The sequence below is a fragment of the Streptomyces sp. Rer75 genome (assembly GCF_013414305.1).
GTDB lineage: Bacteria > Actinomycetota > Actinomycetes > Streptomycetales > Streptomycetaceae > Streptomyces > Streptomyces himastatinicus.
This window is the reverse complement of sequence record NZ_CP058693.1, coordinates 7,613,502-7,636,888: the sequence shown is the minus strand read 5'-3', so window position 1 is coordinate 7,636,888 and position 23,387 is coordinate 7,613,502. Positions and strand designations below refer to the sequence as shown.

Here is a 23,387-nt window from a genome sequence, read left to right as displayed (position 1 = left end):
GACGTCGGAGGACCACTCGGAGGTTTCGATGAGCACGACCGGCAACGCCGCAACGGCCGTTGACACACCACCACCCCCCGCAGACGCCGACCGCTCCCGGCTGCCGTCCTGGGTGACGGGCATCCTCACCGGATCGCGCGGTCCCGCCCTCGGCCTGCTCGCCATGTGCGTCGTCTTCTTCATCGCGACGCCGTACTTCCTCACCCAGAGCAATCTGCTCAACATCGTCGACCAGACCGCCGTCCTCGGTCTGCTCGCGCTCGGCATGACCGCGGTCATCGTGATGGGCGGCATCGACCTCTCGGTCGGCGCCGTGCTGGCCCTCGCCACCATGGTGGTCGGCTGGCTCTCGCACGACCAGGGATGGCCGCTGTGGCTGAGCGCGGTGGCCGCGATCGCCGTCGCGGGCGGATGCGGGCTCGCCAACGGGCTGGGCATCACCTACACCAAGCTGCCACCGTTCATCGCCACGCTGGCCATGATGTCGATCGCCCGCGGCCTGGCCAACGTCATCACCGACGGGCAGCAGATCGTCGGCTTCCCCGACTGGTTCGACAACCTGTCCACCATCCGGTACCTCGGCATCTTCACCGCGTGCACCGCCGTGCTCGCCGCGCTGTACGTGGCGGGGTGGGCGTACATGCGCTACCGGAGCGGGGGGCGCGCCCTGTACGCGATCGGCGGCAGCGCCGAGGTCGCCCGGCTCGCCGGGATCAAGGTCAAGCAGCGGACCGTGCTCGTCTACACCGTCACCGGTCTGCTGGCGGGCCTGGCCGGGGTCTTCCTGACCATGCGCCTGGACTCCTCCCAGCCGAGCGCGGGAACCGGCTACGAACTCGACACCATCGCCGCCGTGGTGATCGGCGGGGCCAGCCTCAGCGGTGGCGTCGGCTCGATCACCGGAACCCTGATCGGCGTGCTGATCATCGGGGTTCTGCGCAACGGCCTCAACCTGCTGGGGGTCTCGCCGTTCATCCAGCAGATCGTCATCGGCCTGGTGATCGCGCTGGCCGTCATGCTCGACGTGCTCCGTCGCCGCGAAGCGCGCTGACCGCGCCCCGCCCCCTTTCTCCCCTCCCCCTCCCCCCCCTTCTCTCCCCCGGGCACAAGCCAAGGAGTTGGTTCCCATGAAGACACGAGCGACGACACGCGTCGTGATAGCCACCGGAGTCGCGGCCGCCATGGTGGTCGGCGTCACCGCCTGCGGACGCGGTGGCAACGGCGCGAAGACCGCCGACGGCAAGCAGATCACCATCGGGCTGGCCGTGGCCAACCTCCAGGCCGACTTCTTCAACCAGATCAAGCAGTCCGTGACCGCCGAGGCCAAGAAGAAGGGCATCAAGGTCATCGTCTCGGACGCACGCGGCGACGCGGCCACCCAGGTCAACCAGATCCAGGACTTCATCAGCCGTCAGGTCAGCGCCATCATCTACATCCCCGCCGGCGCCACGGCGGCGGGCGTCCCCGTGAAGGCGGCCAACCGCGCCAAGATCCCCGTGGTCACCGTGGACCGCAACCCACCCGGTGAGCCCGGCAAGTCGTTCATCGCCAGCGACAGCGTCGCGGCCGCGCGGACGCTGGGGAACTACGTGGTCAAGGAGTCCGGCGGCAAGGGGCAGCTCGCCATCCTCCAGGGCCAGATCGGCACCACCCCGCAGGTGGACCGGCAGAAGGGGTTCGGGCAGGCCCTGAAGAACGCGCCCGGCATCAAGGTGGTGTCCCAGCAGCCCGCCGACTGGGCCCAGGACAAGGCGTACTCCGTCTCCCAGGACATGCTCCAGGCCCACCCCGGCATCGACATCCTGTGGGGCCAGGCCGACGCGATGGCACTCGGCGCCGCCCAGGCCGTCAAGGCGTCCGGCTCGCACAAGAAGCACCTCATCGTCGGCTTCGACGGCGACATCGCCGGGCTCAAGGCCGTCCGCCGGGGCACCATCGACGCCACCATGGTGCAGCAGACGCGCAAGATGGGCCGGATGTCGGTGAACACCGCCGTGGACATCATCAAGGGCAAGAAGGTCCCGGCCGAACAGCTTCAGCCCGCCTTCCTCCTGACCAGCAAGGACAAGAAGAAGGCCACCCAGTTCATCAACACCCACCCGTAAAAGGCGGCAGGAACGGCAGAGAGGAGCCGCGGCGATGACAGACGCCGGAAAGCACCCGGCGGCGGGGCCCTCCCAGGGCCTGGTCGTCCGGGGGATATCCAAGCGGTTCGGGGTCACCCAGGCGCTCGACCGGTTCGACCTGGAGGTGCGCCCCGGGGAAGTGGTGGCGCTGCTCGGCGAGAACGGCGCGGGCAAGTCCACCGTGTCCAACGTCATCGCGGGCACCTTCCCCTCCGACACCGGCGAGATGACCTGGCAGGGACAGCCGTACGAGCCGAAGTCCCCCGGAGACGCCATCAGCCACGGCATCGGCCTGATCCACCAGGAGATGCGCCTGCTGCCGGACCTGTCCGTGGCCGAGAACGTGTTCCTCGGGCGGCTGCTGCGCCGGGGCGGGCGGATCGACCGCGGCGAGATGAACCGGCGGGCACGGGAACAGCTGCGGCGGCTGGGCCTCGACATCTCCCCGACCCGCCTGGTGCGCACCCTGCGGGTGGCCGAGCAGCAACAGGTCGAGATCGCCAAGGCGCTGACCCTGAACGCGCGCCTGCTGATCCTCGACGAGCCCACGGCCGCCCTCGGCGGCGAGGAGACCGATCACCTCTTCGAGCGGATCGACGCCCTCCGCGACGAGGGCATGTCGTTCATCTACGTGAGCCACCGGCTGGAGGAGATCGCCCGCATCTGTGACCGCGTCGTGGTGATGCGCGACGGACAGCTCGTCGCCACCCACGACACCGCGCAGGTGCCGGTGGTCCAGCTGGTGGAGGAGATGGTCGGGCGCAGCATCGAGCGCATCTTCCCCGACACCGGAACCGCGGGCGCCCGGGAAGTGCTCCGGGTGCGGAACCTGACCGGGCCCTCCTTCCAGGACGTGTCGTTCAGCGTCCACGAGAGCGAAGTCCTCGGCATCGCGGGCATCGTGGGAGCGGGCCGCACCGAACTGGTGCGGGCCGTCGCGGGCGTCGATCCGGTGACCGGCGGCACGGTGGCCGTCGAGGGCCGGGCCCTGCGGCTGCGCGGGCCCAAGGAGGCCATCGAGGCGGGTGTGGTGCTGGTGCCCGAGGACCGCAAGGGCCAGGGCGCCGTCCTGGACCTGTCGATCGGCGACAACGTGGCCCTGCCCAACCTCGACCGCATCTCCCACCGCGGCTGGCTCAGCCCGCGCCGGGTGGCGGCGGTGGCCGGTGAGGCGATCAGCCTGATGACCGTCAAGGGGCGGGCCGGGCAGCCGGTACGGACGCTGTCCGGCGGCAACCAGCAGAAGGTCGTCATCGCCAAGTGGCTGGAGCGCAAGCCCAAGGTGGTCATCCTGGACGAGCCGACCCGCGGTATCGACGTCGGGGCGCGTGCCGCGATCTACGAGGTGATCGCGGACCTGGCCCGCTCCGGTATGGCGGTCATCGTGGTCAGCTCCGACCTCGACGAGGTCCTGGGCCTGTCCCACCGGGTGCTCGTGCTCAGCCGGGGGCGGCAGCGCGGCATCCTCCCGGCGGCCGAGGCGACCGACGCCGCGGTCATGCGACTGGCCACGGCATGATGCCGTTATGCATCCCCACAACCGGACCGGCACCCCCGTGACCCGCACCACACGCATGGCGACCAGCGACGAGCAGTTGCGGCTGATGACCCGGATCGCCCGGCTCTACCACGAGCAGGGCATGCGGCAGCCGCGCATCGCCGAGGAGCTGCACATCTCCCAGGCGCGCGTCTCCAGGCTGCTCACCCAGGCCGCCAAGCTCGGCATCGTGCGCACCATCGTGGTGCCGCCCGAGGGGGTCTTCGCCGAGCTGGAGGAGGAGATCGCGGCCCGGTACGGGCTGCGCGACGTGGTGGTCGTCGATGTCGAGGGCGAGGCCGACTCCGTCATCCCGGCGCTCGGCGCGGCGACCGCGGTCTATCTGGAGACCACGCTCATGGAGGGCGACCGGCTGGGCATCTCCTCGTGGAGCGCCACGCTGCTCGCGGCGGTCGAGGCCATGCGCTCCCGGCCGGGCGGGCGGTTCCTGGAAGAGGTCGTCCAGCTGATGGGCGGAGTGGGCGATCCGCAGGTCCAGGTCCAGGCGACCCGGCTGATGGGGCGGCTCGCCGAGCTGACCGGTGCGGAACCGGTCTTCATGTCGGCCCCCGGCCTGGTCGCCGGGGCCACCGTGCGGGACGCCATCCTCGCCGACCCCAAGGTGAGCAGCGTGGCCGCGGCGTGGAAGAACCTCACCATCGCCATCGTGGGCATCGGCAGCCTCGAACCCTCGCCGCTGCTGCGCCGCAGCGGCAACATCTTCTCCGACGACGACCAGGAACAGCTGCGCGGGCTCGGCGCGGTGGGCGACATCTGCCTCCACTTCTTCGACGAGCACGGCACCCTGCTCGACACCGAGTTGAACGACCGCGTCATCGGCATCACCCCCGATGTCTACCGCGCCGTGCCACGCCGCGTCGCGGTGGCCGGCGGCGACCGCAAGTACGCGGCGATACGGGCCGCGGTGCTGGGCGGCTGGGTCGATGTCCTGATCACCGACCTGGGAGTGGCCCGTCGGCTGGCGGGCCGGCCCGACCGAACCGAACGACAAGCGTAGCGGCGACGAGCGCCGCGGCAGCATCCCTCAAGGAGCACTCATGCCCGTCCCCTCCTTCCGCCTCGACGACAGCGTGGCCCTGGTGACCGGAGCCGGCAGCGGCATCGGCCGGCGGCTGGCGATCGGGCTCGCCGAGACGGGAGCCGACGTCGGCTGCCTGGACCTGCCGGGCAGCGATCTGGCCGGTACGGTCGAGGCGATCGGGAACGCGGGGCGGCGCGCGGTCGCCCTCCCCGCCGATGTGACCCGGGCGGAGGACCTGGCGGAGGCGGTGGCCACGGTCGAACGCGACCTGGGCGCCCTCCGGCTGGCGGTCAACGCCGCGGGCATCGCCAACGCCGCCCCGGCCGAGGACATGCCGCCGGAGCAGTGGCAGCGGGTCGTGGACGTCAACCTCACCGGTGTGTTCCTCTCCTGCCAGGCGGAGGGCCGGGCGCTGCTGCGCAACGGTGGCGGTTCCATCGTCAACATCGCGTCCATGTCGGGCACCATCGCCAACCGGGGGCTGACCCAGGCCCACTACAACGCCTCCAAGGCCGCCGTGATGCACCTGACGAAGAGCCTGGCCACGGAGTGGTGCACCCGCGGCATCCGGGTCAACAGCGTGAGCCCGGGCTATACGGCCACGCCGATGAACCTCCGCCCCGAAGTGGCCGAACGCGTGGCCCAGTTCGAGGCGGACACCCCGCTGGGCCGGATGGCGACGGTGGACGAGATGGTCGGCCCCACCGTGTTCCTGCTGAGCGACGCGGCGAGCTTCGTCACCGGTGCGGACCTGCTGGTGGACGGCGGGGTCACCTGCTGGTAACAGCCCGTCACCCCGCCTCTTGGGTTCAGGACCAGCGCGACAGCCCCGACTCCGCAAGCTGGGCGGCGTTGCCCGCCAGCAGGTCGAACGGGTCGTGATCGGTGATGTCGATCTCCGCGACGTGCCAGCGCAGCCCGGGCCCGGCGGCCCGGACGGCGGCCGGGGCGTCGACGTCGCCGGTGCCGAGCGGGGTCTGCGGCTCGCCGCGCCGCGCGGGGCCGTCCTTGAGGTGGACGGACACGGCGCGGGCGCCGAGCCGGGCCAGCACCTCGGCGGGGTTGGCCCCGGCCACGGTCGCCCAGTAGACGTCGAGTTCGGCGAGGATCGCGTCGTCCGCCGCCGCCCAGAAGGCGTCGTAGCCGCTGCGCCCGTCGGGCAGCGTCGCCCATTCGAAGTCGTGGTTGTGGTAGCCGAGCCGCAGCCCGGCACCGGCCAGGGCCTGCCCGGCGGCGTTCACGGCGTCCGCGAACGCCGCCAGCCGTCCGGGGTCGCCGAAGACGTCCGCGTCGAAGCCGCCGACCAGTCGGGGGTGCGGCACGAACACCGTGTCCGCGCCGATCTCGGCGCACTCCTCGGCCAGCGAGCCCACGTCGTCGGGCAGCCCGGCGTGGGTGGCCGAGACGCGCAGGCCCGCGGCGTCCAGCCCGCGCCGCAGGGCTTTGGCGGCCACCAGCCGCTCCGCGGCGCTCCTGTCCGCGGACCCCAGGCCGAAGGGCTCGACGTAGCGGAAGCCGATCTCCGCCAGGCGGGCCAGCGTACGGTCCTGGTTCTCGGCGAGCGCGTCACGGACGCTGTACAGCTGCACGGACAGCAGACCTTGCCGATCCATGGGACTCCTCTCGGGTGGGGCGGGCTTCAGCCGATGACCAGCGGGCGCAGGGTGCGGTGGGCGATCTTCAGCCCCTGGGCGACCTTCTCCTCCGTTCCGCCCCAGACCGGGTCCTCGTGCTCGACGGAGAGCGTTCCGGTGAAGCCGTGCTCGTAGAGGCGGTCGACGACGCGCGTCCAGTCGACCTGGCCGAGCCCCGGCACCCGGTAGCGCCACCAGCCGTTGTCCCAGGGGTCCGGGCGGTCGACCGCCCTGCCGAAGAAGCCGTACCGGTCGATGTCGCCGCTGCCCAGCTCGACGTCCTTGGCCTGGGCGTGCACGATGCGGTCGATGTAGGGCGCGATGGTCTTCACCGGGTCGATGCCGATCCAGGTGAGGTGCGAGGGGTCCCAGTTGAGGTAGAGGTCCAGCGAGAACATCCACTCCCACAGCTCCGGGGAGTAGGCCAGGTTGCCCGGGTAGCCGTCGGGGTGCCAGCCCTCCATGACGCAGTTCTCGATGATGACCTTCACACCGCGCTCGCCCGCGTAGTCGACGAGTTCGGGGAAGACGCGCTCGGCCTCCCTGAGGTTGTCCGCGACGGGCTTGGTCCAGTCCCGGCCGATGAACGTGCCGACGTACGGGACGCCGAGCGCCGCGGCCGCGTCCACCGCGTGCTTGAAGTGGGTACGGATCTCCGCCCGGCGCTCCGGGTCGGGGTGCAGCTGGTTCTCGTAGTAGGCGAGCGCGGACAGTTCGAGATCGTGCTTGGCGAACAGCGCGAGCGTCTCCTCCGCGCGCGCCGCGGGGAAGTCGGCGACGGGCAGATGGCTCGCCTCGAAGTCGCGTCCTCCGGTCCGCGGCCAGACGGCGACCTCGAGCGCCTCGTAGCCGTTGCCACTCGCCCACTCCGCGATGCGCGGGAGGGACCAGCCGGGGAGACATGCCGTCAGGAAGCCGAGTTTCATCTCTTCACACCTCTGTCCACGAGCCGTTACGGGAGGATCGGAGAACCGCCTCGGTGATGCGGGCGGCACGGAGTCCGTCGTCGAAGGTCGGCAGGCCCTCCGGCCGGTCGCCGCCGATCGCGGCGTAGGTGTCGGCGACGAACGCCTCGAAGCATTCCGCGTACCCCTGGGCGTGGCCCGGGGGCAGGACCGACAGCCGCCGCTGTTCGGCCGAGCCGTGGCCGGGGTCGCGGCTGATGACCCGGGCGCCGTCCTCGCCGCCCAGCCAGATGGTCTCCGGGTTCTCCTGGTCGAAGACCGCGCTGGCCCGCGCGCCGTCCAGCTCGAACCACAGCCGGTTCTTCCGACCGGCGGAGACCTGGGAGACGGTGGTGGACGCCAGGACGCCGGAGGCGGTGCGCAGCAGCAGCGCGGCGCAGTCCTCGGTACGGACGTCCATGTATTCCGACGACAGGTCCGGGGAGTCCGCCGCCGCGAAGGTGCGCGAACTGGCGGCAGGCCGCTTGTCCACGGCGATCGACGTCGAGGCGGTGACCTCGGCGAACCGTTCGCCCGACACCCACTCGACCAGATCGCACCAGTGGGAGCCGATGTCCGCGAAGGCGCGGGACGGGCCCCCAGCCGCCGGGTCCACGCGCCAGCCGGAAGCCTGCGGCGAGAGCATCCAGTCCTGGAGGTAGCTGCCGTGGATCAGGTGCCAGCCGCCGAACTCGCCGTCGATCCGGCGCGCCCGGATCTCCCGGACCAGGGGGTGGTAGCGGTAGACGAACGGGACGGCGGCCACCAGCCCGCTGCGGCGGGCCGTCTCCGCCATGCGCTCCGCGTCCGCGACGGAGACCGCGAGGGGTTTCTCGCACACCACGTGCTTCCCGGCGGCGAGGGCGCGCATCGCGAAGGGCGCGTGGGTGGCGTTGGGCGAACAGATGTGGACCACGTCCACGGAGTCGTCTTCGAGGAGCGCGTCCAGGGACGGATAGGCGGGGACCTGCCACTCCGCGGCCACCCGGGCGGACCGTGGGGGCGAGGAGGCCAGGACGCCGGTGATGCGGGCGCCGGCCAGCGCCGCGGCCCTGCGGTGGATCGCGCCGATCATCCCGGCGCCGACGATGGCGGTACCGATTGCTGTGCCGTGCAGTGGGGGTGTGATGACAGCCCTCCCAGGAGGAACGTCTGCGGAGCGGTTTCGTCCGGCGGTGAGCCTAAGACAGCCATTAGAGCCTCACAAGACATTGAATTCTGCATCTTGTGAGTCAAAAAAGCCGCCAGAATTGCGGTACCGTGACCGGCCATGGGAGCGCAGACGACGGACCCCCGCCCGATACCCCGGCTGTCGGTCGCCGGACTGCGGGCGCAGAACACCGGCGGCCCGGTCCACAGCTCGCTGGCCCGGCTCATCGCGTCGGGCCTCGCCGACAGCCGCGCCGACCTGGTCAAGGCCACCGGCCTGGCACGGTCCACGGTGACCCGGCACCTCGACACCATGATCGACGCCGGGGTGGTCACCGAGGGCGGAACCGTCGCCCGGCCCGGCCGCGGCCGTCCGCCGCTCCGGCTGGCGCTCAACCCCCGGGCCGGGGTGGTCGCGGTGGCCGACGTCGGCGCCCACAGCGCCCGGCTGGCCCTCGCCGACCTGTCGCAGAACCTCGTGGCGCAGGAGGAGGTCGCGCTGGACGTGGCGCAGGGCCCCGAAGCGACGCTCGATGTGCTGACCGACCGGCTGCGCGGCATGCTGGCCGAGGCCGCGGCGTCAGGAGGGGCCGACCGGCCCTCCGCCCTCGTCGTCGGACTCCCCGGGCCCGTCGACGCGCGCGCCGGTACGCCGGTGCGGCCGCCCATCATGCCCGGCTGGGACGGCTTCCCCGTCGGCCGGACCTTGACCGAACGGTTCGGCTGCCGGACCTTCGTCGACAACGACGTGAACCTCATGGCCCTCGGCGAGGCCCGCGCCCTGCCGGAGGGTGAGGCGCCGCTGCTCTTCATCAAGATCGGTACCGGTATCGGCGGCGGCCTCATCTCGGCCTCCGGGGAACTGCACCGCGGGGCCGAGGGGGCCGCGGGCGACATCGGACATCTGCGGGTGCCCGGCGCCGACGACACCGTGTGCAGCTGCGGGAACATCGGCTGCGTCGAGGCCGTGGCGTCGGCCGCCGCGATGGCGGCCCGGCTCGGCCGGGAGGACGCGGGCCTCGCCGGGCAGGACGGTCCGCGCGGCGCCGCCGACCTGGCCCGGCTCGTCCGCGACGGCCACCCCGGGGCCGTCCGCGTCGTCCGCGAGGCCGCGGTGACGATCGGCGAGGTGGTGGCGCTGCTCGTGCACGTCTACAACCCGGCGCGGATCGTCATCGGCGGGGCGATCGCCGCCGCCAGCGACGACCTGCTGGCCCGGATCCGCGGCGTCGTCTACCGGCGGGCGCTGCCCCTGGCCACCCGCCGGCTGTCGCTGACCCAGAGCGTGCTGGGGATGTCCGCCGGTGTCGTCGGCGGGACGGTCGTCGGCGTGGAACACGTCCTCTCCCCCGAGGGCATCGGCGACCTGCTGGCGCATTCCGCCTGACCGAACCCTTGACCCCGCCGGGAAGCCGGTGCTTGCATGTGCACCGTTTACGGACAGCGGTTTCGTCCAACTCCGTTGCCCCCAGGCGCCGTTCTGCCCCGCGCGGCCCACCGCCGCCGAAGCGGACAGCGCCCTGTGCAAGACCGGGAGAGAACCATGGACGAAACCACGCGGCGCGTCCCCGTCGGCGTCATCGGTACCGGCTCGATCTTCAACGCCTACGCGCTCGGCCTCTCGACCATCCCCCAACTGCCCATCGTGCGCGTCGCCGACCTCGACGGCGAGCGCGCCCGCGCCGCCGCCGAGGAGTGGAACATCCCGGCGTGGGGCACGACCGAGGAGCTGCTCGCCGACCCCGAGGTGCAGGTCGTCGTCAACATCACCCCGCCCAGGGCCCATGCGGCCCTGACCGACGCGGCCCTGCGCGCCGGAAAGCACGTGTACGTCGAGAAGCCGCTCGCCGCCACCGCCGAGGAGGCCCGGCGGAACATAGAGACCGCCCGGGAGACCGGCAAGCTGCTCGGCGGCGCGCCCGACACCTTCCTCGGCCCCTCCGGGCAGACGGCCCGCGCCGCCGTCGACGCCGGGCTGATCGGGCGTCCGTTCGCCGCGTCCTCCTTCGTCCGCTCCTCGCGCGCCGAGACCTGGCACCCGGACCCCACGTTCCTGTTCACCGAGGGCGGCGGCCCGGTCCTGGACTGGGGCCCGTACCACATCGCCGCGCTGGTCAATCTGCTCGGACCGGTCAGCCGGGTGGTCGGGGCGACCACCCGCGCCGCCGACGAGCTGACCGTGACGGCCCCCGAGCGCCGCGTCGAGCGCGTCGGCGTCACCGTCGACACCCACGCGACGGCGATCCTCCAGTTCGCCTCCGGCGCCCTGGCCACCGCCATGTACAGCTTCGACGTATGGGACACCACCCTCCCGCACCTGGAGGTCTACGGCACCGAGGGCACCCTTCAGGTGCCCAACCCCAACCGCTTCGACGACCCCGTCCTGGTGAAGCGGCGCGGTGACGAGGAGTGGACCGAACTCCCGGCCGTGATGGACCCGCTCACCCCCGCGGGCGCCCGCGCCATCCGCGGCCCCGGGGTGCAGGACCTCGTACGCCACCTCGGCGGAGACCTCCACCGGGCCTCCGCCGACTTCGCGTTCCACGTGCTGGAGGTCCTGGAACGGCTGGAGCGCATCGCACCGGAGGACGGCGCCGTCGAGATCACCAGCACGGTGAAGCGCCCGGCGCCCCTCCTCGGCATCGACGCCGGACCCCTGACCCGCTAGCCCGCTCCCTCCCCCTCTCCCCCCCACGGGACCTCATCCGCAAAGGAGCGGACGATGCTGTCTGCCCGGAAGCCCGGCGCCGCCACCCCCCACGCCCCCGAAAGCCCCGAAACCCCCGTGCCGCCGCACGGGCCGGAACGGATCGCGAAGGCCACCGGCCAAGAGGTGAACGGGGTGTTCATCACCCTGTTCATCCTCGCCTACATCGGCCTGTGGATCGCCCTGTGCACCCCCGCCTCGGTCACCCTCTCCCTCCGGGTCGCCGACCTCGACCCGGACGGCAAGGCCGGGAGCCTGTCGACCATCGCGGGCGCGGGCGCCTTCTGCGCGCTGGTGGCCAACCCCGTCTTCGGCAGGCTCAGCGACCTGTCCGCGTCCCGCTGGGGCCAGCGCAGGCCGTACATCCTCGGCGGCATGGTCCTGGGCTTCGGGGCGCTGCTGGTGATGGGCACGGCGCCCAACCTGTTCGTGCTGGGCCTCGGCTGGTGTCTGGCCCAGATGCTGTTCAACGCGGCCCTCGCCGCCGCGACCGCGCTCCTCCCCGAGCGGGTGACGGACCGGTACCGGGGGCGCGTCTCCGGCCTGATGGGCATGACCACCCAGATCGGCATCGTCAGCGGCACGTTCCTCGTCCAGTTCACCGGGACGGAGAACCTGTGGATGTTCGTCGCGCCGGGGCTGCTCGGTCTGGCCATGGTCGGGATCTTCGTCTGCTACCTCAGGGAAGTCCCCCGCTCCCGGGCCGAACTCCCCCGGCTCCGCTGGGCCGACATCCCCCAGAGCATGTGGATCAACCCGGTGCGCCACCCCGACTTCGCCTGGGCCTGGTGCGGACGGTTCCTGACCTGGACCGGTCTGAGCTTCCTGACCACCTACAAGGCGTACTTCCTGATGGACCGGCTCGGCTACACCGCCGAGGACGCCAGCCCCGTGCTGTTCTGGTCGATGCTGATCCTGGCCGCCACCACCACCCTCAGCAGCTTCACCGCCGGGTGGCTCTCCGATCGCGTGCGGCGCCGCAAGGTCTTCGTCGCCGCGGCGTCCGTCGTCTTCGCCTGCGCCATGGTGGTGGTGGCCACGGCCCAGTCGACCGAGATGTTCCTCGTGGGCGTGGGGATCTCCGGTCTCGGCCAGGGCATGTACATGGGCGTCGACTACGCCCTCGTGGCCTCGGTCCTGCCCAACAAGGACACCGAGGCCGCCAAGGGCATGGGCGTGTTCAACCTGTCCACCACGATCCCCCAGACCATCTCCCCCGTCCTCGCCCCGCTCTTCCTCGCCATCGGAAGCGACGCAAACTACAGCGCCCTGTACATCGCCGCGGCGGTCTTCTGCGTCGCGGGCGCGTTCGCCATCCGGCTGATACGCGGCGCACGGTGACCCGGGGCCGCGTCCCCGCAGAATGACCGCATGACGGCGAAGAACGGCAGGCGATGGAACCACAACATCCACTACCACCCCCGCATCCTCCGCGCGGTCCCCGACGGCGCCCGGCGCGCCCTCGACGTCGGCTGCGGCGAGGGCATGCTCGCCCGTGAACTGAGGCGGACCGTGCCGCACGTCACCGGCATCGACCTCCACGAGCCGAGCATCGACCAGGCCCGTGCCCACCCGGACGACATCGACTACGTCCTCGGGGACTTCCTCACCCATCCCTTCGAACCGGCCTCGTTCGACGTCATCGCGTCGGTGGCCACCCTGCACCACATGGACGCCGCCACCGGGCTGGCCCGCATGCGCGACCTGCTGCGCCCGGGCGGCGTCCTCGCCGTCGTCGGCCTCGCCCGCGACACCCCGCGCGACCTGCCGCACGTCCTCGCCGGGGTCGCCGTCGGCACCGCCCACCGCGCGGTGAAGGGCCAGTGGCAGCACCCGTCCCCCGTCGTGTGGCCGCCGCCGGTGACGTACCGGCAGATGCGGGCGCTGGCCGCCGAGGTGCTGCCCGGCGCCCGGTACCGCCGTCACGTCCTGTTCCGCTACAGCATCGTCTGGCACAAGCCGGCGCACTGAGCACGCATTTCCCGCCACCCGCGCCGAAAAGCCCCTTCCGACCAGAAGGGGCTTTCCGCATTTCCGGATTGGCGTCAACAGCGGCTGCCCCGCTAGAATTTGAGTCGGCACCAAGAAAAGGGGAAGCAGTGGCAGTTCGCTTTGTTCAGGTTCCGGAAACCCAGAAGGACGAGGAAGGAGTTCAGGAAACCGTCACGCCGGTCGTCGTAAACGGACAGACGGTCGAGACGCGAATCTACGGACGCACCGTAATTCACTGCGATATCGAGCCCGATGTCACCGCGGATGTGCATTCGGTGGAAATCCAGGTTCCCGCCTGGGTCGAGGAGGAATACGAAACCGGGGAGCAGAACGAGGACGGCAGCAACGCCATCGGCGTGCGGCAGGTCCTGCGGACGGAGCGCCGGACCGTGGACCTGGGACCGGATTCGCTGAAGGCCCTCCAGGAGGCGCTGCGGCCCTTCGCGACGGTGTCCAGGCCGTCGGAGGAGCCCGCCCCCAAGAAGCGCGGCCGGCCCGCCAAGAAGGCGGCTGCCCAGACCCCTCCGAGCGCCGGTTAATATTGCGGGGGCGGGAACGAAACGCTCCCGCCCCGCCCTTCTCATAATTGAGCAGCTCTTTTCCGGCTAACTGCTCAGGGCCGGGATGACCTCGGCGCCGTACGCGTCGATCGTCCGCTCCTTCGCGTCGTGCATCGCATACACCGCGAACTGGTCCACGCCCAGCTCCCGCAGCGTGCGCAGCTTTTCCACATGGGCCTCAGCAGGACCCAGCAGGCAGAAGCGGTCGACGATGTCGTCCGGGACGAAGGCCGTGTCCGGGTTTCCGGTGCGGCCGTGGTGGCTGTAATCGTAGCCCTGGCGCTGTGCGATGTACGCGGTCAGGGATTCGGGGATGGCGCCGGAGTGCTCGCCGTAGCGGGAGACCAGGTCCGCGACGTGGTTGCCGACCATGCCGCCGAACCAGCGGCACTGCTCCCGGGCGTAGGCCAGGTCGTCCCCGATGTACGCGGGCGCGGCGACACAGATGGTGATCGCGTCCGGGTCGCGGCCCGCCTCGGTGGCGGCGGTGCGGACCGCGTGGACCATCCACTCCGTCAGGAACGGGTCGGCGAGCTGGAGGATGAAGCCGTCGGCCTTCTGTCCGGCAAGGGCCAGCGCCTTCGGCCCGTACGCCGCCATCCAGACCGGCAGCCGACCGCCGTCCTTGATCCAGGGGATGCGCATCCGGCTGCCGTCCACCTCGGCCTCCCGCCCCTCCGCCAGATCGCGGATGGCGTCGATGGCATCGCTCAGCCGGGCGAGGGTGTTGGGTGTGCGGCCAGCGACCCGCAAGGCGGAGTCGCCGCGGCCGATGCCGCACACGGTGCGGTTGCCGTACATGTCGTTGAGGGTGGCGAAGGTGGAGGCCGTCACCTCCCAGGTGCGGGTGCCGGGGTTGGTGACCATGGGGCCGACGGTGAGCCGCTCGGTGTGTTCCAGGATGCGGCTGTAGATGACGAACGGCTCCTGCCAGAGCACGGCGGAGTCGAAGGTCCAGCCGTAGCCGAAGCCGTTGCGCTCGGCACGGCGCATCAGATCGACGACGTCCGACGCGGGCGGATCGGTCTGCAGTACGAGTCCGAAGTCCATGGCCTGGCCTCCTAGGTGAGGTACTGACAGGTCGAGCGGCGGACATACTGGCCGTGCCCGGCGCGCCCGGCGTAGGCGCGCCCGTCGATGACCGGGAGGCCGCGCGAGAGCACGGTCTCGACCTGCCCGGTGATCTGCTTGCCCTCGTAGGCCGAGTAGTCGACGTTCATGTGGTGGGTCTCGGCGGAGATGGTCTGCTGGGCGGTCGGGTCGTAGATGACGATGTCGGCGTCCGAGCCCGGCGCGATGGTGCCCTTCCTGGGGTAGAGGCCGAACATCCGGGCCGGGGTGGCGCAGGCGATCTCGATCCAGCGACGGCGGGTGATATGGCCGTCCACGACGCCCTGGTGGAGCAGGTCCATGCGGTTCTCCACGCCCGGCATCCCGTTGGGGATCTTGGAGAAGTCGCCGCGGCCCATCTCCTTCTGGCCGGTGAAGCAGAACGGGCAGTGGTCGGTGGAGACGACCTGGAGGTCGTTGGTCCGCAGTCCCCGCCACAGCGCCGCCTGGTGCTCCCGGGGCCGCAGCGGTGTCGAGCAGACGTACTTGGCGCCCTCGAAGTCCGGTTCGGCGAGGTTGTCGGTGGACAGGAACAGATACTGCGGACAGGTCTCGCCGAAGACCGGAAGCCCCTTGTCGCGCGCCTGCGTCAGCTCCGCGACGGCCTCCTCCGCCGACACGTGGACGACGTACAGCGGCGCCCCGGCCACCCGCGCCAGCTGGATGGCGCGGTGGGTGGCCTCGGACTCCAGCAGCGCCTTGCGGACCTCGCCGTGGTAGCGGGGGTCGGTCCTGCCCTCGGCGAGGGCCTGTTCGACCAGGACGTCGATGGCGATGCCGTTCTCGGCGTGCATCATGATGAGCCCGCCGTTGGCGGCGCCGCGCTGCATGGCGCGCAGGATCTGCCCGTCGTCGCTGTAGAAGACGCCCGGGTACGCCATGAAGAGCTTGAACGAGGTCACGCCCTCGTCCACGAGGAGGTCCATCTCCTTCAGGGAGCCCTCGTCGACATCGGACAGGATCATGTGGAAGCCGTAGTCGATCGCGCAGTTGCCGCCCGCCTTCAGATGCCAGGCGTCCAGGCCCTCCCGCAGGGCGTGCCCCTTGGTCTGGATGGCGAAGTCCACGATGGTGGTCGTGCCGCCCCAGGCCGCGGCCCGGGTGCCGGTCGCGAAGGTGTCGGCGGCGAACGTGCCGCCGAACGGCATCTCCATGTGGGTGTGCGGATCGACACCGCCCGGGATGACGTACTTGCCGGTCGCGTCGATCGTACGGTCGGCGGTCCAGCCGCGCGCGACATCGCTGTCGGACGCGGCCAGCGCCACCACCCGTTCGTCCTCGACCAGGACGTCGGCGTGGGTCTCCTCGGCGGCGGTGATGACGAGCCCGCCGCGGATCACGGTACGAGGCATCAGCCCGCGCTCCTTCCCGACTGGGTGCCCGACTGACCTTGGGTGGCTTGCAGGGCGGCTTCGAGGATGTCCGCGCCCTCCTCCGCCTCCGCCACGGTGAGGCTCAGCGGCGGGGCGATGCGCAGGACGCTGCTGTTGTGGCCGCCGCCCTTGCCGAGGAGCAGCCCGCCCTCGCGGGCGGCCTCCAGAACGGCCGAGGCGGCCTCGGGTGCCGGGGCGCCGGTGCCGGGCTCGACCAGCTCGACGCCGATCATCAGCCCGCGGCCGCGTACTTCGCGTACGCCGTCGAGCCCGGCGCAGGCCGCGCGCAGCCGCTCGATGAGCAGTCCGCCGACGCGGCGGGCGTTGCCCTGGAGGTCGTGCTCGACGAGATGGTTGAGGTTGGCGAGACCGGCGGCCATGGTGACCGGGCTGCCGCCGAAGGTGGAGATGGAGTTGGCGCCCAGGCAGTTCATGACCTCCGCGCGCGCCACGACCCCGCCGATCGACATGCCGTTGCCGATGCCCTTGGCGAAGGTGAGGAGGTCCGGCGGGCCCGCGGCGTCATGGGCCTGCCAGCCCCAGAAGTGGTCGCCGGTGCGGCCCCAGCCGGTCTGCACCTCGTCGGTGATCCACAGGATGCCGTGCCGGTCCAGCACCTCCCGGAAGGCGGCGAACAGCCCGTCGGGCGGGGAGGTGAAGCCGCCCACGCCCTGGATGGGTTCGGCGATCAGCGCGGCGACGGTGCCGTGCGCCTGGCCGAGGATGTCCTCGAGGTCGGCCACGCACGCGTCGATGAACTCGCCGTCCGACAGCCCGGCGAACGGCCCCCGGCCCCGCACGCCGCCGTGCACGTACAGCGTCTGGAGCGGGGAGATGCTGGTCGGTGACCACGAGCGGTTGCCCGTGATGCCGACCGTCGAGAACGACCGGCCGTGGTAGCTGTTGCGCATCGCCAGGACCTGGTTGGAGCGGCGGTACGTGGTGGCGAGCAACAGGGCCGTGTCGTTGGCCTCGGTGCCGGAGGTGGTGAAGAAGACCCGGGCGTCGGGGATGCCGGACAGATGCGCGACGCGCTCGGCGAGGTCGACCATCGGGCGGTCGAGGTACAGCGTGGAGGTGTGCAGGATCCGGCCCGCCTGCTCGGTGATGGCCTTGGTGACCTCGGGCAGCGCGTGGGCGGTCATGGTGGTGAGGATGCCGCCGAAGAAGTCGAGGTAGCGGTTGCCGTCCGCGTCCCAGACGTGGCGCCCCTCGCCGTGGGTGATCTCGATGGGCCGCTGGTAGTACAGCGCCAGCCAGTCCGGGAGGACGGCCCGGTGGCGTGCGTACAGCTGGCCGCCGGTGGCGTGCTCGGCGGTCATGGCTTCACCAGCTCGTCGTAGGCGTCCGGGCGGCGGTCGCGGTAGAACGCCCATTGCTGCCGCACCTCGTCGATGAGGCCGAAGTCGAGGTCGCGGACGACCAGTTCCTCTTTCCTGTCGCTGGCCACGTCCCCGACGAACTGGCCGCGCGGGTCCACGAAGTAGCTGGTGCCGTAGAAGTCGTTGTCGCCGTAACTCTCGGTGCCGACGCGGTTGATCGCCGCGATGTAGTACGCGTTCGCGACCGCCGACGCGGGCTGCTCCAGCTGCCACAGGTGCGACGACAGCCCGCGGGAGGTGGCCGACGGGTTGTAGACGAGCTGCGCACCGGCCAGCCCCAGGGCGCGCCAGCCCTCCGGGAAGTGGCGGTCGTAGCAGATGTAGACGCCGACCTTGCCGACGGCGGTGTCGAACACCGGCCAGCCCAGGTTGCCCGGCTTGAAGTAGTACTTCTCCCAGAACCCCTTGAGCTGGGGGATGTGGTGCTTGCGGTACTTGCCGAGGTAGCTGCCGTCGGCGTCGATCACGGCCGCGGTGTTGTAGTAGAAGCCGGCCTGCTCGACCTCGTAGACCGGGACCACCATGACCATCCCGGTCTCCCGGGCCAGCGCCTGCATCCGCCGCACCGTCGGCCCGTCCGGGACCGGCTCCGCCCACCGATAGTGCTCCGCCTCCTGCACCTGGCAGAAGTACGGGGCGTTGAACACCTCCTGGAAGCCGATCACCTTGGCCCCCTGGGCGGCGGCCTGCCGGGCGTACTCCTCATGCTTCGCGATCATTGATTCGGTGTCGCCGGTCCAGGTGCACTGGACGAGCGCGGCACGTACGACGTTGGCCATGATCAGCTCCTTCACAGCAGGGCTCCGGGGGCCTGCCCCCGTCGTCAACCTGTGTCTACGCACGTAGAATTTCGCTGTGGTGAAGAACGTAGAAGCGCACTCACCACTCTGGCAATACCGCCGCCGTTACTCAACGAAGACAATCACTTTTCGTGTTATGTCGGACCTGACAAGGATCAGGTGGCGCCGTGTATGCCCGCCACGCGGAGGGCGTGGGCGAGATCGTGCTGACTGCCCGGGGACACCGCGCCCGCCGCGTCCAGCAGCGGCGGCACCAGCGCGCCCGGGTCCTCGGCCGCCGCCTCGGCCACCTCGGCGGGCGTACGGGCCCGCAGGAACGCCGTCAGCAGCAACGCCACCTCCTGGTGCGCGGCGTTCCCGAGCAGCGCGAGCGCGGTCTGCGCCACCTCGGCGACGGGCCGCGCGACGCTCTGCCGCAGCAGCCGCTCCCCGTCGGACTCGCGGCCCGCCGCGATCAGCGCCTCCGCGGCGGCGGCGAGCGGCTCGGGCGGCAGACAGGCCATCTCCCACAGCAGCGTGGCCACGTCGGCGCCAAGCCCAGCGCGCTCCAGCTCGGCCGCCAGCACCGGCAGCCGCCCGGCGGGCCAGACGGCCGTCTCGCACAGCACGGCGTGCGCCTCCCCGCTGCGCCCCTCCGCCCGCAGCCGCCCCAGCCGCGCGACGGCTCCACCGGCCGCCCGCCGGGCCTCGGCCAGCTCCTGCTGCTCACTGGCCCGGGCCCGCTGCTCGGCCTCCCGCTCCCGCTTGCGCGCCCCGCCCCGCACCCCGGGGAACCGTGCCCCGCGCGGCGAGGGCGGCTGCTCCCCCGCCCCCGCGAACCGCGCCCCCCGCGGCCGGGCCGTCGGCTCCGCGGGCGGTACGGGGGCGGGGTCCGGGGCGCTGTCGTACGCCGCGGCGAACCGCGCCCCCCGCGGCCGGGGCGGGGCGGAAGGCGCATCGTCCGGCTGGGGGCGCCCGGCCAAGCCTGCGATCGACGGATCCTGCAACCCGCCCGCCCCCCACGACGAACCGCGCGCAGGCCCGGGCGGAGCCCCCGCGGCCCCCGCGCCAGACTCGGCCTGCCCGCCGCCCGACTCAGCCTGCGAACCGCCCGCGCCCCACGGCGAAGACCCGCCGCCGGGCGCCTGCGCCCCCGGGGCAGCGGTCGGCGCGCCCGCGCCCGCCAGGGCGGGCCCCGCACCACCTGGCTGGGGCCGCCCGGCCGGACCCCCGCCTGGCGCGCCCTGCGGACCCCTCTCGCCGGCCCACGGCGACGGCCCACCGCCGGGCCCCGGCGGGGCACCAGGCGCCTGCGCGCCCGGGGCGCCAGGCGGCGCGGCCTGCGGTCCGGCCTCCGCCCACCCGGCGGCACCCGGCGATCGAGCCGGGCCGCCCGGGCCCGCCACCGGCCATCGCGCCGTCGCGGACGTAGTGCCCGCAGGCCCCGCACCCGGCTCGGCGGGCTGCACACCCTCGCCCGCCGGGGCGGACGGCACGCCACCCGGGGCAGCGGGCGGCGGGTCCCCGCCCGCCGGGGCGGGGAGGGCGGCCAGGCGGGCGGTGAGTTCTTCGCAGCGGGCCGTGGCGCGGTGGTGGTCGTCCTGGGCCCAGGCCAGGGCGGCGTCGACGGGGTCGCCGTCGGGGGTGGTTTCGGCTCCGGCCCGTTGCGCCGCGTGGAGGTCGCGTTCGCGGTCGGCTGCGGCGAGCCGTTCGCGCTGCATCGCGGCCAGGCGGGCGCGGAGCGCCTCGCGGGTGCCGGGGGCCGCGTCGTGGGCGGTGATCGAGGCGCGGTACAGCGCGGCGGCGCGGGCGGCGGCCACGTTGGCGGTCTGGGCGCCACGCTGGGCGGAGAGGTCCTGGAGGAGGGCCTGGACGACGTCCCAGGGCGGGATCTCCTGGCCGTCGAGACAGGCGCGCAGCCCGTCGGGGTCGCGTTGCGCGAAGACGGCGTACCAGCCCTTGTCCGAGTCGATCCGCCGTGTCAGCGCACGCAGATAGCTCGCGAACTCCTCGATCGCCGCCGGGAGTTGTCTGCCCGCCATCGCCACCCCCGCATTCGACACCCCGCATGTTACGGACCTGGTTACCGGCGCGCTACGGGCACATTTCCGGATTCGCACACGACCGGCAAGGTTGGAGCGGGTTCCTGCGGGGATTTTACGGTGGCGGCCGGGACAGTGCCCGGCCGCCACCGTGACGCGACGCCGCGGATCAGCCCGCGGGACGGACCACCATCGCCGCGCCGCCGCCGCGCCGCTTCGTCTCGGCCGCGGCCAGCCACCGGCCGTCGGCGAGCCGCTGGACGCCGGTCGCGGCCCCGATCTCGGGGTTCTGCTTGAAGGCATGGCCCAGCGCCTCCAGCCGGGCCCGCTCCGGGCTGTTCCACAGCCCGGGCTCCAGCTCCGTCTGGGCGGCGTTGCGCTGGCTGGCGCGCGGTGCGGCGATCGCGTCGACCAGCGGCATGCCCCGGTCGAGGTGGTTCAGCAGGGTCTGGAGCACGGTGGTGATGATCGTGGCGCCGCCCGGTGAGCCGAGCGCCAGCAACGGCTTGTGGCCGTCGAGCACGATGGTCGGCGACATGGACGAGCGCGGCCGCTTCCCGGGGCCGGGCAGGTTCGGGTCGTGGACGGCGGGGTCGGCGGGCGCGAAGGAGAAGTCGGTCAGCTCGTTGTTGAGCAGGAAGCCCCGGCCGGGGACGGTGATGCCGCTGCCGCCGGTCTGCTCGATGGTGAGGGTGTACGCGACGACGTTGCCCCACTTGTCGGCGGTCGTCAGGTGCGTGGTGCTCTGGCCCTCGTAGGTGGTCGGGGCGGCGTGTCCGCGGGTGTCGCAGGTGCCGGGGGCGCCCGGGTTCGTGGGGTCGCCGGGGGCGAGCGGGCTCTTCAGCACCTTGTCGGGCTTGATGAGGCAGGCCCGGGAGTCGGCGTACCGCTGGGAGGTGAGCGCCTTGGTCGGTACGTCCTCGGCGGCCGGGTCACCGACCCAGCGGCCGCGGTCGGCGAACGCTATCCGGCTGGCCTCGATGAAGCGGTGCAGATAGTCGCGCTCGCCGAGCTTGGTGAGGTCGGTGCGCTCCAGGATGTTGAGCGCCTCGGCGACGCTGGTGCCGCCGGAGGACGAGGGCGCCATGCCGTACACGTCCAGCCCGCGGTAGGAGGTGCGGGTCGGGGCCTGCCGTTTCGTCGCGTACGCCCGCAGGTCCTCGGCGCGCAGATCGCCGGGGTGCACGACGCGCTGCGCCTTGGGGTCGACGGGGGGCTTGCGCACCGTGGAGACGATGTCGCGGCCCAGCTCGCCCTTGTAGATCGCGCCGACGCCCTTCTTGGCGAGCAGGGCGTAGGTGCGGGCGAGGTCCGGGTTGCGGAGGGTCGAGCCGACGACCGGGAGCTTTCCGCCGGGCAGGAACAGCTCGGCGGAGGCCGGGAAGTCCTTGAAGCGGTCCTCGTTGTCGGCGGTCTGCTCGCGGAAGGTCCTGTCGACGGTGAAGCCGTCGCGGGCCAGCCGCTCGGCGGGCTTCAGCACCTGGGCGAGCGACCGGGTGCCCCAGGTGCGGAGCGCGTCGCTCCAAGTGGCCGGGGTGCCGGGGGTGCCGACGCTGAGCCCGCTGGTGACGGCGTCGTCGAACGGCAGCGGCTTGCCGTCGTCGTCCAGGAAGAGGTCCTTGTCCGCGCTGAGCGGGGCGGTCTCGCGGCCGTCGAGGGTGGAGACGGTGTGCCGCTTGGCGTTGTAGTAGACGAAGTATCCGCCGCCGCCGACGCCCGCCGAGTACGGCTCGGTGACCCCGAGCGCGGCCGCCGTCGCCACCGCCGCGTCCACCGCGTTGCCACCGCGCCGCAGCACGTCGATCCCGGCCGCCGAGGCGTCCGGGTCCACGCTGGAGACCGCGCCGCCGTAGCCGGTGGCGACCGGCGTCTTGGCGGGCGTACCGGCGGCGGAACCCTGCGTGGCGGTCTGCGCACCGGCCGGGGCGACGCCGAGCACGGCGACCATCCCGGCCGCGGCGGCGAGCGCGGGCAGCGCGCGCCGTGCGGCTCGCGCCGTGGTTCTGGTTGCTGCGGCTGGTCGTGCGGCGTGTCCCATCCGGACCTCCAAGCGGACGACAGAGAGAGCGGAGCCTACCGGCGACGCTCATGCTCACGACAGGGGGCGAGTGACCCTTGAGTGCCCCTTGGAGATTCGCTCGAACACCACTCGGATGGCGGCTACGATGCGCGGCCATGACTGACACCGTGCAGGACCTGATCGCTTCCGGAGCGGCCCTGATCGTGGGACTGGCGCTCGGCTGGGCCGTGCACTCGGCCGCCGGGCGCCGGGGGCGCACCCGCGAGCAGCGCTTCTTCGGCCTGCCGGACGGCTCGGAATGCGTCCTGGTCACTCACCGGGACAGCACCTCGGCACACTGGTCCATCCCGCGCCATGACGCCCTCGCGCTGCTCGGGCTCGCCTCCGTCGTGGAGAACTGCGGGGCGCACGCCGAGGTGGCCCCGCACGACACGGGGCTCCAGGGCTTCGGGGCGCGCACCGAGTTCTGCGTCGGCGACCCGACCGCGCACCGCCGGCTGTCCGCGCACATGACGAACCTGCTGCCGGGCGTGACCGTGACCCAGGCCGACGAGTCCGGCGCCGAGCGCGGCACCTTCACCATCGGCGGCACCGAGTACCGGCCGGAGCCCGGCGCGCTGGAGCACGTGCTGGTGGCGCGGCTGACGGCGGGCGAAGGCGGCCGTCCCGTCTTCCTGGCCGCCGGGCAGCGCCCGGTCACGCACCGCGCCGCCGTACGCCACCTGGTGCGCAACCGCGCCAAGCTGGCCCGCAAGTACGGGGCGCAGGGCTCGTTCTGCCTGCTGCTGAAGGTGGTCAACTCGCAGGCGTACGGCCCGGATGTGGTCGAACTGGTCGCGGACGTCACCAAGGCCGCGACCACGTCGGGCGGCCGGGCGTCGGCCAAGGCGATCCTCAAGGAGGGCTGAGCCGGGGGGATATCGTATGGCGGACGGTCCACGGGGTCACTACGGCCGCATCGTTACCCAGGCGTAACTTACCGCCCTATTA

20 protein-coding genes are annotated in these 23,387 nt (G+C 72.2%); 11 read left to right on the top strand and 9 right to left on the bottom strand.

What is annotated here, in order from left to right; genetic code table 11:
- Window positions 1-28: 28 nt before the first annotated feature.
- From HYQ63_RS32905 to HYQ63_RS32885, 5 genes are all read left to right on the top strand, one after another.
- A complete protein-coding gene (locus HYQ63_RS32905; protein ID WP_179937421.1) occupies window positions 29-1,051 on the top strand; it encodes an ABC transporter permease in 1,023 nt (340 codons plus the stop codon).
- Between the two features lie 76 nt (window positions 1,052-1,127).
- The gene (locus tag HYQ63_RS32900; protein ID WP_257232295.1) at window positions 1,128-2,105 is read left to right on the top strand and encodes a sugar ABC transporter substrate-binding protein; all 978 of its coding nucleotides are present in this window, start codon (window positions 1,128-1,130) and stop codon (window positions 2,103-2,105) included.
- Between the two features lie 34 nt (window positions 2,106-2,139).
- Complete coding sequence (locus HYQ63_RS32895) at window positions 2,140-3,645, top strand: sugar ABC transporter ATP-binding protein (protein ID WP_179937420.1); 1,506 nt, start codon at window positions 2,140-2,142, stop codon at window positions 3,643-3,645.
- A gap of 7 nt (window positions 3,646-3,652) precedes the next feature.
- Window positions 3,653-4,681, top strand: coding sequence for a sugar-binding transcriptional regulator (locus HYQ63_RS32890; RefSeq protein WP_257232294.1), 1,029 nt, complete (start codon window positions 3,653-3,655; stop codon window positions 4,679-4,681).
- Window positions 4,682-4,721: 40 nt separating this feature from the next.
- Window positions 4,722-5,489: an SDR family oxidoreductase gene (locus tag HYQ63_RS32885; RefSeq protein ID WP_179937419.1), complete on the top strand. Its 768-nt coding sequence runs from the start codon at window positions 4,722-4,724 to the stop codon at window positions 5,487-5,489.
- 25 nt (window positions 5,490-5,514) lie between these two features.
- Here HYQ63_RS32885 and HYQ63_RS32880 read toward each other — a convergent pair whose 3' ends face one another.
- Genes HYQ63_RS32880 through HYQ63_RS32870 form a run of 3 tightly spaced genes read right to left on the bottom strand, consistent with a single transcriptional unit; the run spans window position 5,515 to window position 8,373 of the window.
- Complete coding sequence (locus tag HYQ63_RS32880) at window positions 5,515-6,318, bottom strand: sugar phosphate isomerase/epimerase (protein ID WP_257232293.1); 804 nt, start codon at window positions 6,316-6,318, stop codon at window positions 5,515-5,517.
- Between the two features lie 26 nt (window positions 6,319-6,344).
- Window positions 6,345-7,265, bottom strand: coding sequence for a sugar phosphate isomerase/epimerase (locus HYQ63_RS32875; RefSeq protein WP_179937418.1), 921 nt, complete (start codon window positions 7,263-7,265; stop codon window positions 6,345-6,347).
- Window positions 7,266-7,269: 4 nt separating this feature from the next.
- The gene (locus HYQ63_RS32870) at window positions 7,270-8,373 is read right to left on the bottom strand and encodes a Gfo/Idh/MocA family protein (RefSeq protein WP_257232678.1); all 1,104 of its coding nucleotides are present in this window, start codon (window positions 8,371-8,373) and stop codon (window positions 7,270-7,272) included.
- Window positions 8,374-8,553: 180 nt separating this feature from the next.
- Here HYQ63_RS32870 and HYQ63_RS32865 point away from each other — a divergent pair, with 180 nt between their 5' ends.
- From HYQ63_RS32865 to HYQ63_RS32845, 5 genes are all read left to right on the top strand, one after another.
- Complete coding sequence (locus tag HYQ63_RS32865; RefSeq protein WP_179937417.1) at window positions 8,554-9,819, top strand: ROK family transcriptional regulator; 1,266 nt, start codon at window positions 8,554-8,556, stop codon at window positions 9,817-9,819.
- A gap of 156 nt (window positions 9,820-9,975) precedes the next feature.
- Window positions 9,976-11,100: a Gfo/Idh/MocA family protein gene (locus tag HYQ63_RS32860; RefSeq protein WP_179937416.1), complete on the top strand. Its 1,125-nt coding sequence runs from the start codon at window positions 9,976-9,978 to the stop codon at window positions 11,098-11,100.
- A gap of 54 nt (window positions 11,101-11,154) precedes the next feature.
- Window positions 11,155-12,480 carry an MFS transporter gene (locus tag HYQ63_RS32855; RefSeq protein WP_179937415.1) on the top strand — a complete coding sequence of 442 codons (1,326 nt, stop codon included), beginning with the start codon at window positions 11,155-11,157 and terminating at the stop codon, window positions 12,478-12,480.
- A gap of 30 nt (window positions 12,481-12,510) precedes the next feature.
- A complete protein-coding gene (locus HYQ63_RS32850) occupies window positions 12,511-13,110 on the top strand; it encodes a bifunctional 2-polyprenyl-6-hydroxyphenol methylase/3-demethylubiquinol 3-O-methyltransferase UbiG (RefSeq protein WP_179937414.1) in 600 nt (199 codons plus the stop codon).
- A gap of 128 nt (window positions 13,111-13,238) precedes the next feature.
- The gene (locus HYQ63_RS32845; protein WP_179937413.1) at window positions 13,239-13,670 is read left to right on the top strand and encodes a hypothetical protein; all 432 of its coding nucleotides are present in this window, start codon (window positions 13,239-13,241) and stop codon (window positions 13,668-13,670) included.
- A 66-nt stretch (window positions 13,671-13,736) separates the two neighbouring features.
- Here HYQ63_RS32845 and HYQ63_RS32840 read toward each other — a convergent pair whose 3' ends face one another.
- From HYQ63_RS32840 to ggt, 6 genes are all read right to left on the bottom strand, one after another.
- The gene (locus HYQ63_RS32840; protein ID WP_179937412.1) at window positions 13,737-14,741 is read right to left on the bottom strand and encodes a TIGR03842 family LLM class F420-dependent oxidoreductase; all 1,005 of its coding nucleotides are present in this window, start codon (window positions 14,739-14,741) and stop codon (window positions 13,737-13,739) included.
- An 11-nt stretch (window positions 14,742-14,752) separates the two neighbouring features.
- Complete coding sequence (hydA, locus tag HYQ63_RS32835; RefSeq protein ID WP_179940733.1) at window positions 14,753-16,156, bottom strand: dihydropyrimidinase; 1,404 nt, start codon at window positions 16,154-16,156, stop codon at window positions 14,753-14,755.
- Window positions 16,153-17,496, bottom strand: a complete 1,344-nt coding sequence (locus HYQ63_RS32830; RefSeq protein ID WP_179937411.1) for an aspartate aminotransferase family protein — start codon at window positions 17,494-17,496, stop codon at window positions 16,153-16,155. The genes hydA and HYQ63_RS32830 overlap by 4 nt, the downstream gene beginning before the upstream one ends.
- Window positions 17,493-18,335 (bottom strand): nitrilase-related carbon-nitrogen hydrolase, encoded by an 843-nt coding sequence (locus HYQ63_RS32825; protein WP_179937410.1) that lies wholly within the window; start codon window positions 18,333-18,335, stop codon window positions 17,493-17,495. Before HYQ63_RS32825 ends, HYQ63_RS32830 begins: the two co-directional genes overlap by 4 nt.
- 176 nt (window positions 18,336-18,511) lie before the next feature.
- Window positions 18,512-20,398: a hypothetical protein gene (locus tag HYQ63_RS32820; protein WP_179937409.1), complete on the bottom strand. Its 1,887-nt coding sequence runs from the start codon at window positions 20,396-20,398 to the stop codon at window positions 18,512-18,514.
- Window positions 20,399-20,546: 148 nt separating this feature from the next.
- The gene (gene ggt, locus HYQ63_RS32815) at window positions 20,547-22,325 is read right to left on the bottom strand and encodes a gamma-glutamyltransferase (protein WP_257232677.1); all 1,779 of its coding nucleotides are present in this window, start codon (window positions 22,323-22,325) and stop codon (window positions 20,547-20,549) included.
- Window positions 22,326-22,552: 227 nt separating this feature from the next.
- Between ggt and HYQ63_RS32810 the strand changes: the two genes are divergently transcribed.
- Window positions 22,553-23,305, top strand: coding sequence for a hypothetical protein (locus HYQ63_RS32810; RefSeq protein WP_179937407.1), 753 nt, complete (start codon window positions 22,553-22,555; stop codon window positions 23,303-23,305).
- Window positions 23,306-23,387 lie beyond the last annotated feature (82 nt).

Excerpts from the sequence above, each read along its gene's own strand:
- HYQ63_RS32905 (WP_179937421.1), top strand. The coding sequence starts at position 29 with ATGAGCACGACCGGCAACGCCGCAACGGCCGTTGACACACCACCACCC.
- HYQ63_RS32900 (WP_257232295.1), top strand. The coding sequence starts at position 1,128 with ATGAAGACACGAGCGACGACACGCGTCGTGATAGCCACCGGAGTCGCG.
- HYQ63_RS32895 (WP_179937420.1), top strand. The coding sequence starts at position 2,140 with ATGACAGACGCCGGAAAGCACCCGGCGGCGGGGCCCTCCCAGGGCCTG.
- HYQ63_RS32890 (WP_257232294.1), top strand. The coding sequence starts at position 3,653 with ATGCATCCCCACAACCGGACCGGCACCCCCGTGACCCGCACCACACGC.
- HYQ63_RS32885 (WP_179937419.1), top strand. The coding sequence starts at position 4,722 with ATGCCCGTCCCCTCCTTCCGCCTCGACGACAGCGTGGCCCTGGTGACC.
- HYQ63_RS32880 (WP_257232293.1), bottom strand. The coding sequence starts at position 6,318 with ATGGATCGGCAAGGTCTGCTGTCCGTGCAGCTGTACAGCGTCCGTGAC.
- HYQ63_RS32875 (WP_179937418.1), bottom strand. The coding sequence starts at position 7,265 with ATGAAACTCGGCTTCCTGACGGCATGTCTCCCCGGCTGGTCCCTCCCG.
- HYQ63_RS32865 (WP_179937417.1), top strand. The coding sequence starts at position 8,554 with ATGGGAGCGCAGACGACGGACCCCCGCCCGATACCCCGGCTGTCGGTC.
- HYQ63_RS32860 (WP_179937416.1), top strand. The coding sequence starts at position 9,976 with ATGGACGAAACCACGCGGCGCGTCCCCGTCGGCGTCATCGGTACCGGC.
- HYQ63_RS32855 (WP_179937415.1), top strand. The coding sequence starts at position 11,155 with ATGCTGTCTGCCCGGAAGCCCGGCGCCGCCACCCCCCACGCCCCCGAA.
- HYQ63_RS32850 (WP_179937414.1), top strand. The coding sequence starts at position 12,511 with ATGACGGCGAAGAACGGCAGGCGATGGAACCACAACATCCACTACCAC.
- HYQ63_RS32840 (WP_179937412.1), bottom strand. The coding sequence starts at position 14,741 with ATGGACTTCGGACTCGTACTGCAGACCGATCCGCCCGCGTCGGACGTC.
- HYQ63_RS32830 (WP_179937411.1), bottom strand. The coding sequence starts at position 17,496 with ATGACCGCCGAGCACGCCACCGGCGGCCAGCTGTACGCACGCCACCGG.
- HYQ63_RS32825 (WP_179937410.1), bottom strand. The coding sequence starts at position 18,335 with ATGGCCAACGTCGTACGTGCCGCGCTCGTCCAGTGCACCTGGACCGGC.
- ggt (WP_257232677.1), bottom strand. The coding sequence starts at position 22,325 with ATGGTCGCCGTGCTCGGCGTCGCCCCGGCCGGTGCGCAGACCGCCACG.
- HYQ63_RS32810 (WP_179937407.1), top strand. The coding sequence starts at position 22,553 with ATGACTGACACCGTGCAGGACCTGATCGCTTCCGGAGCGGCCCTGATC.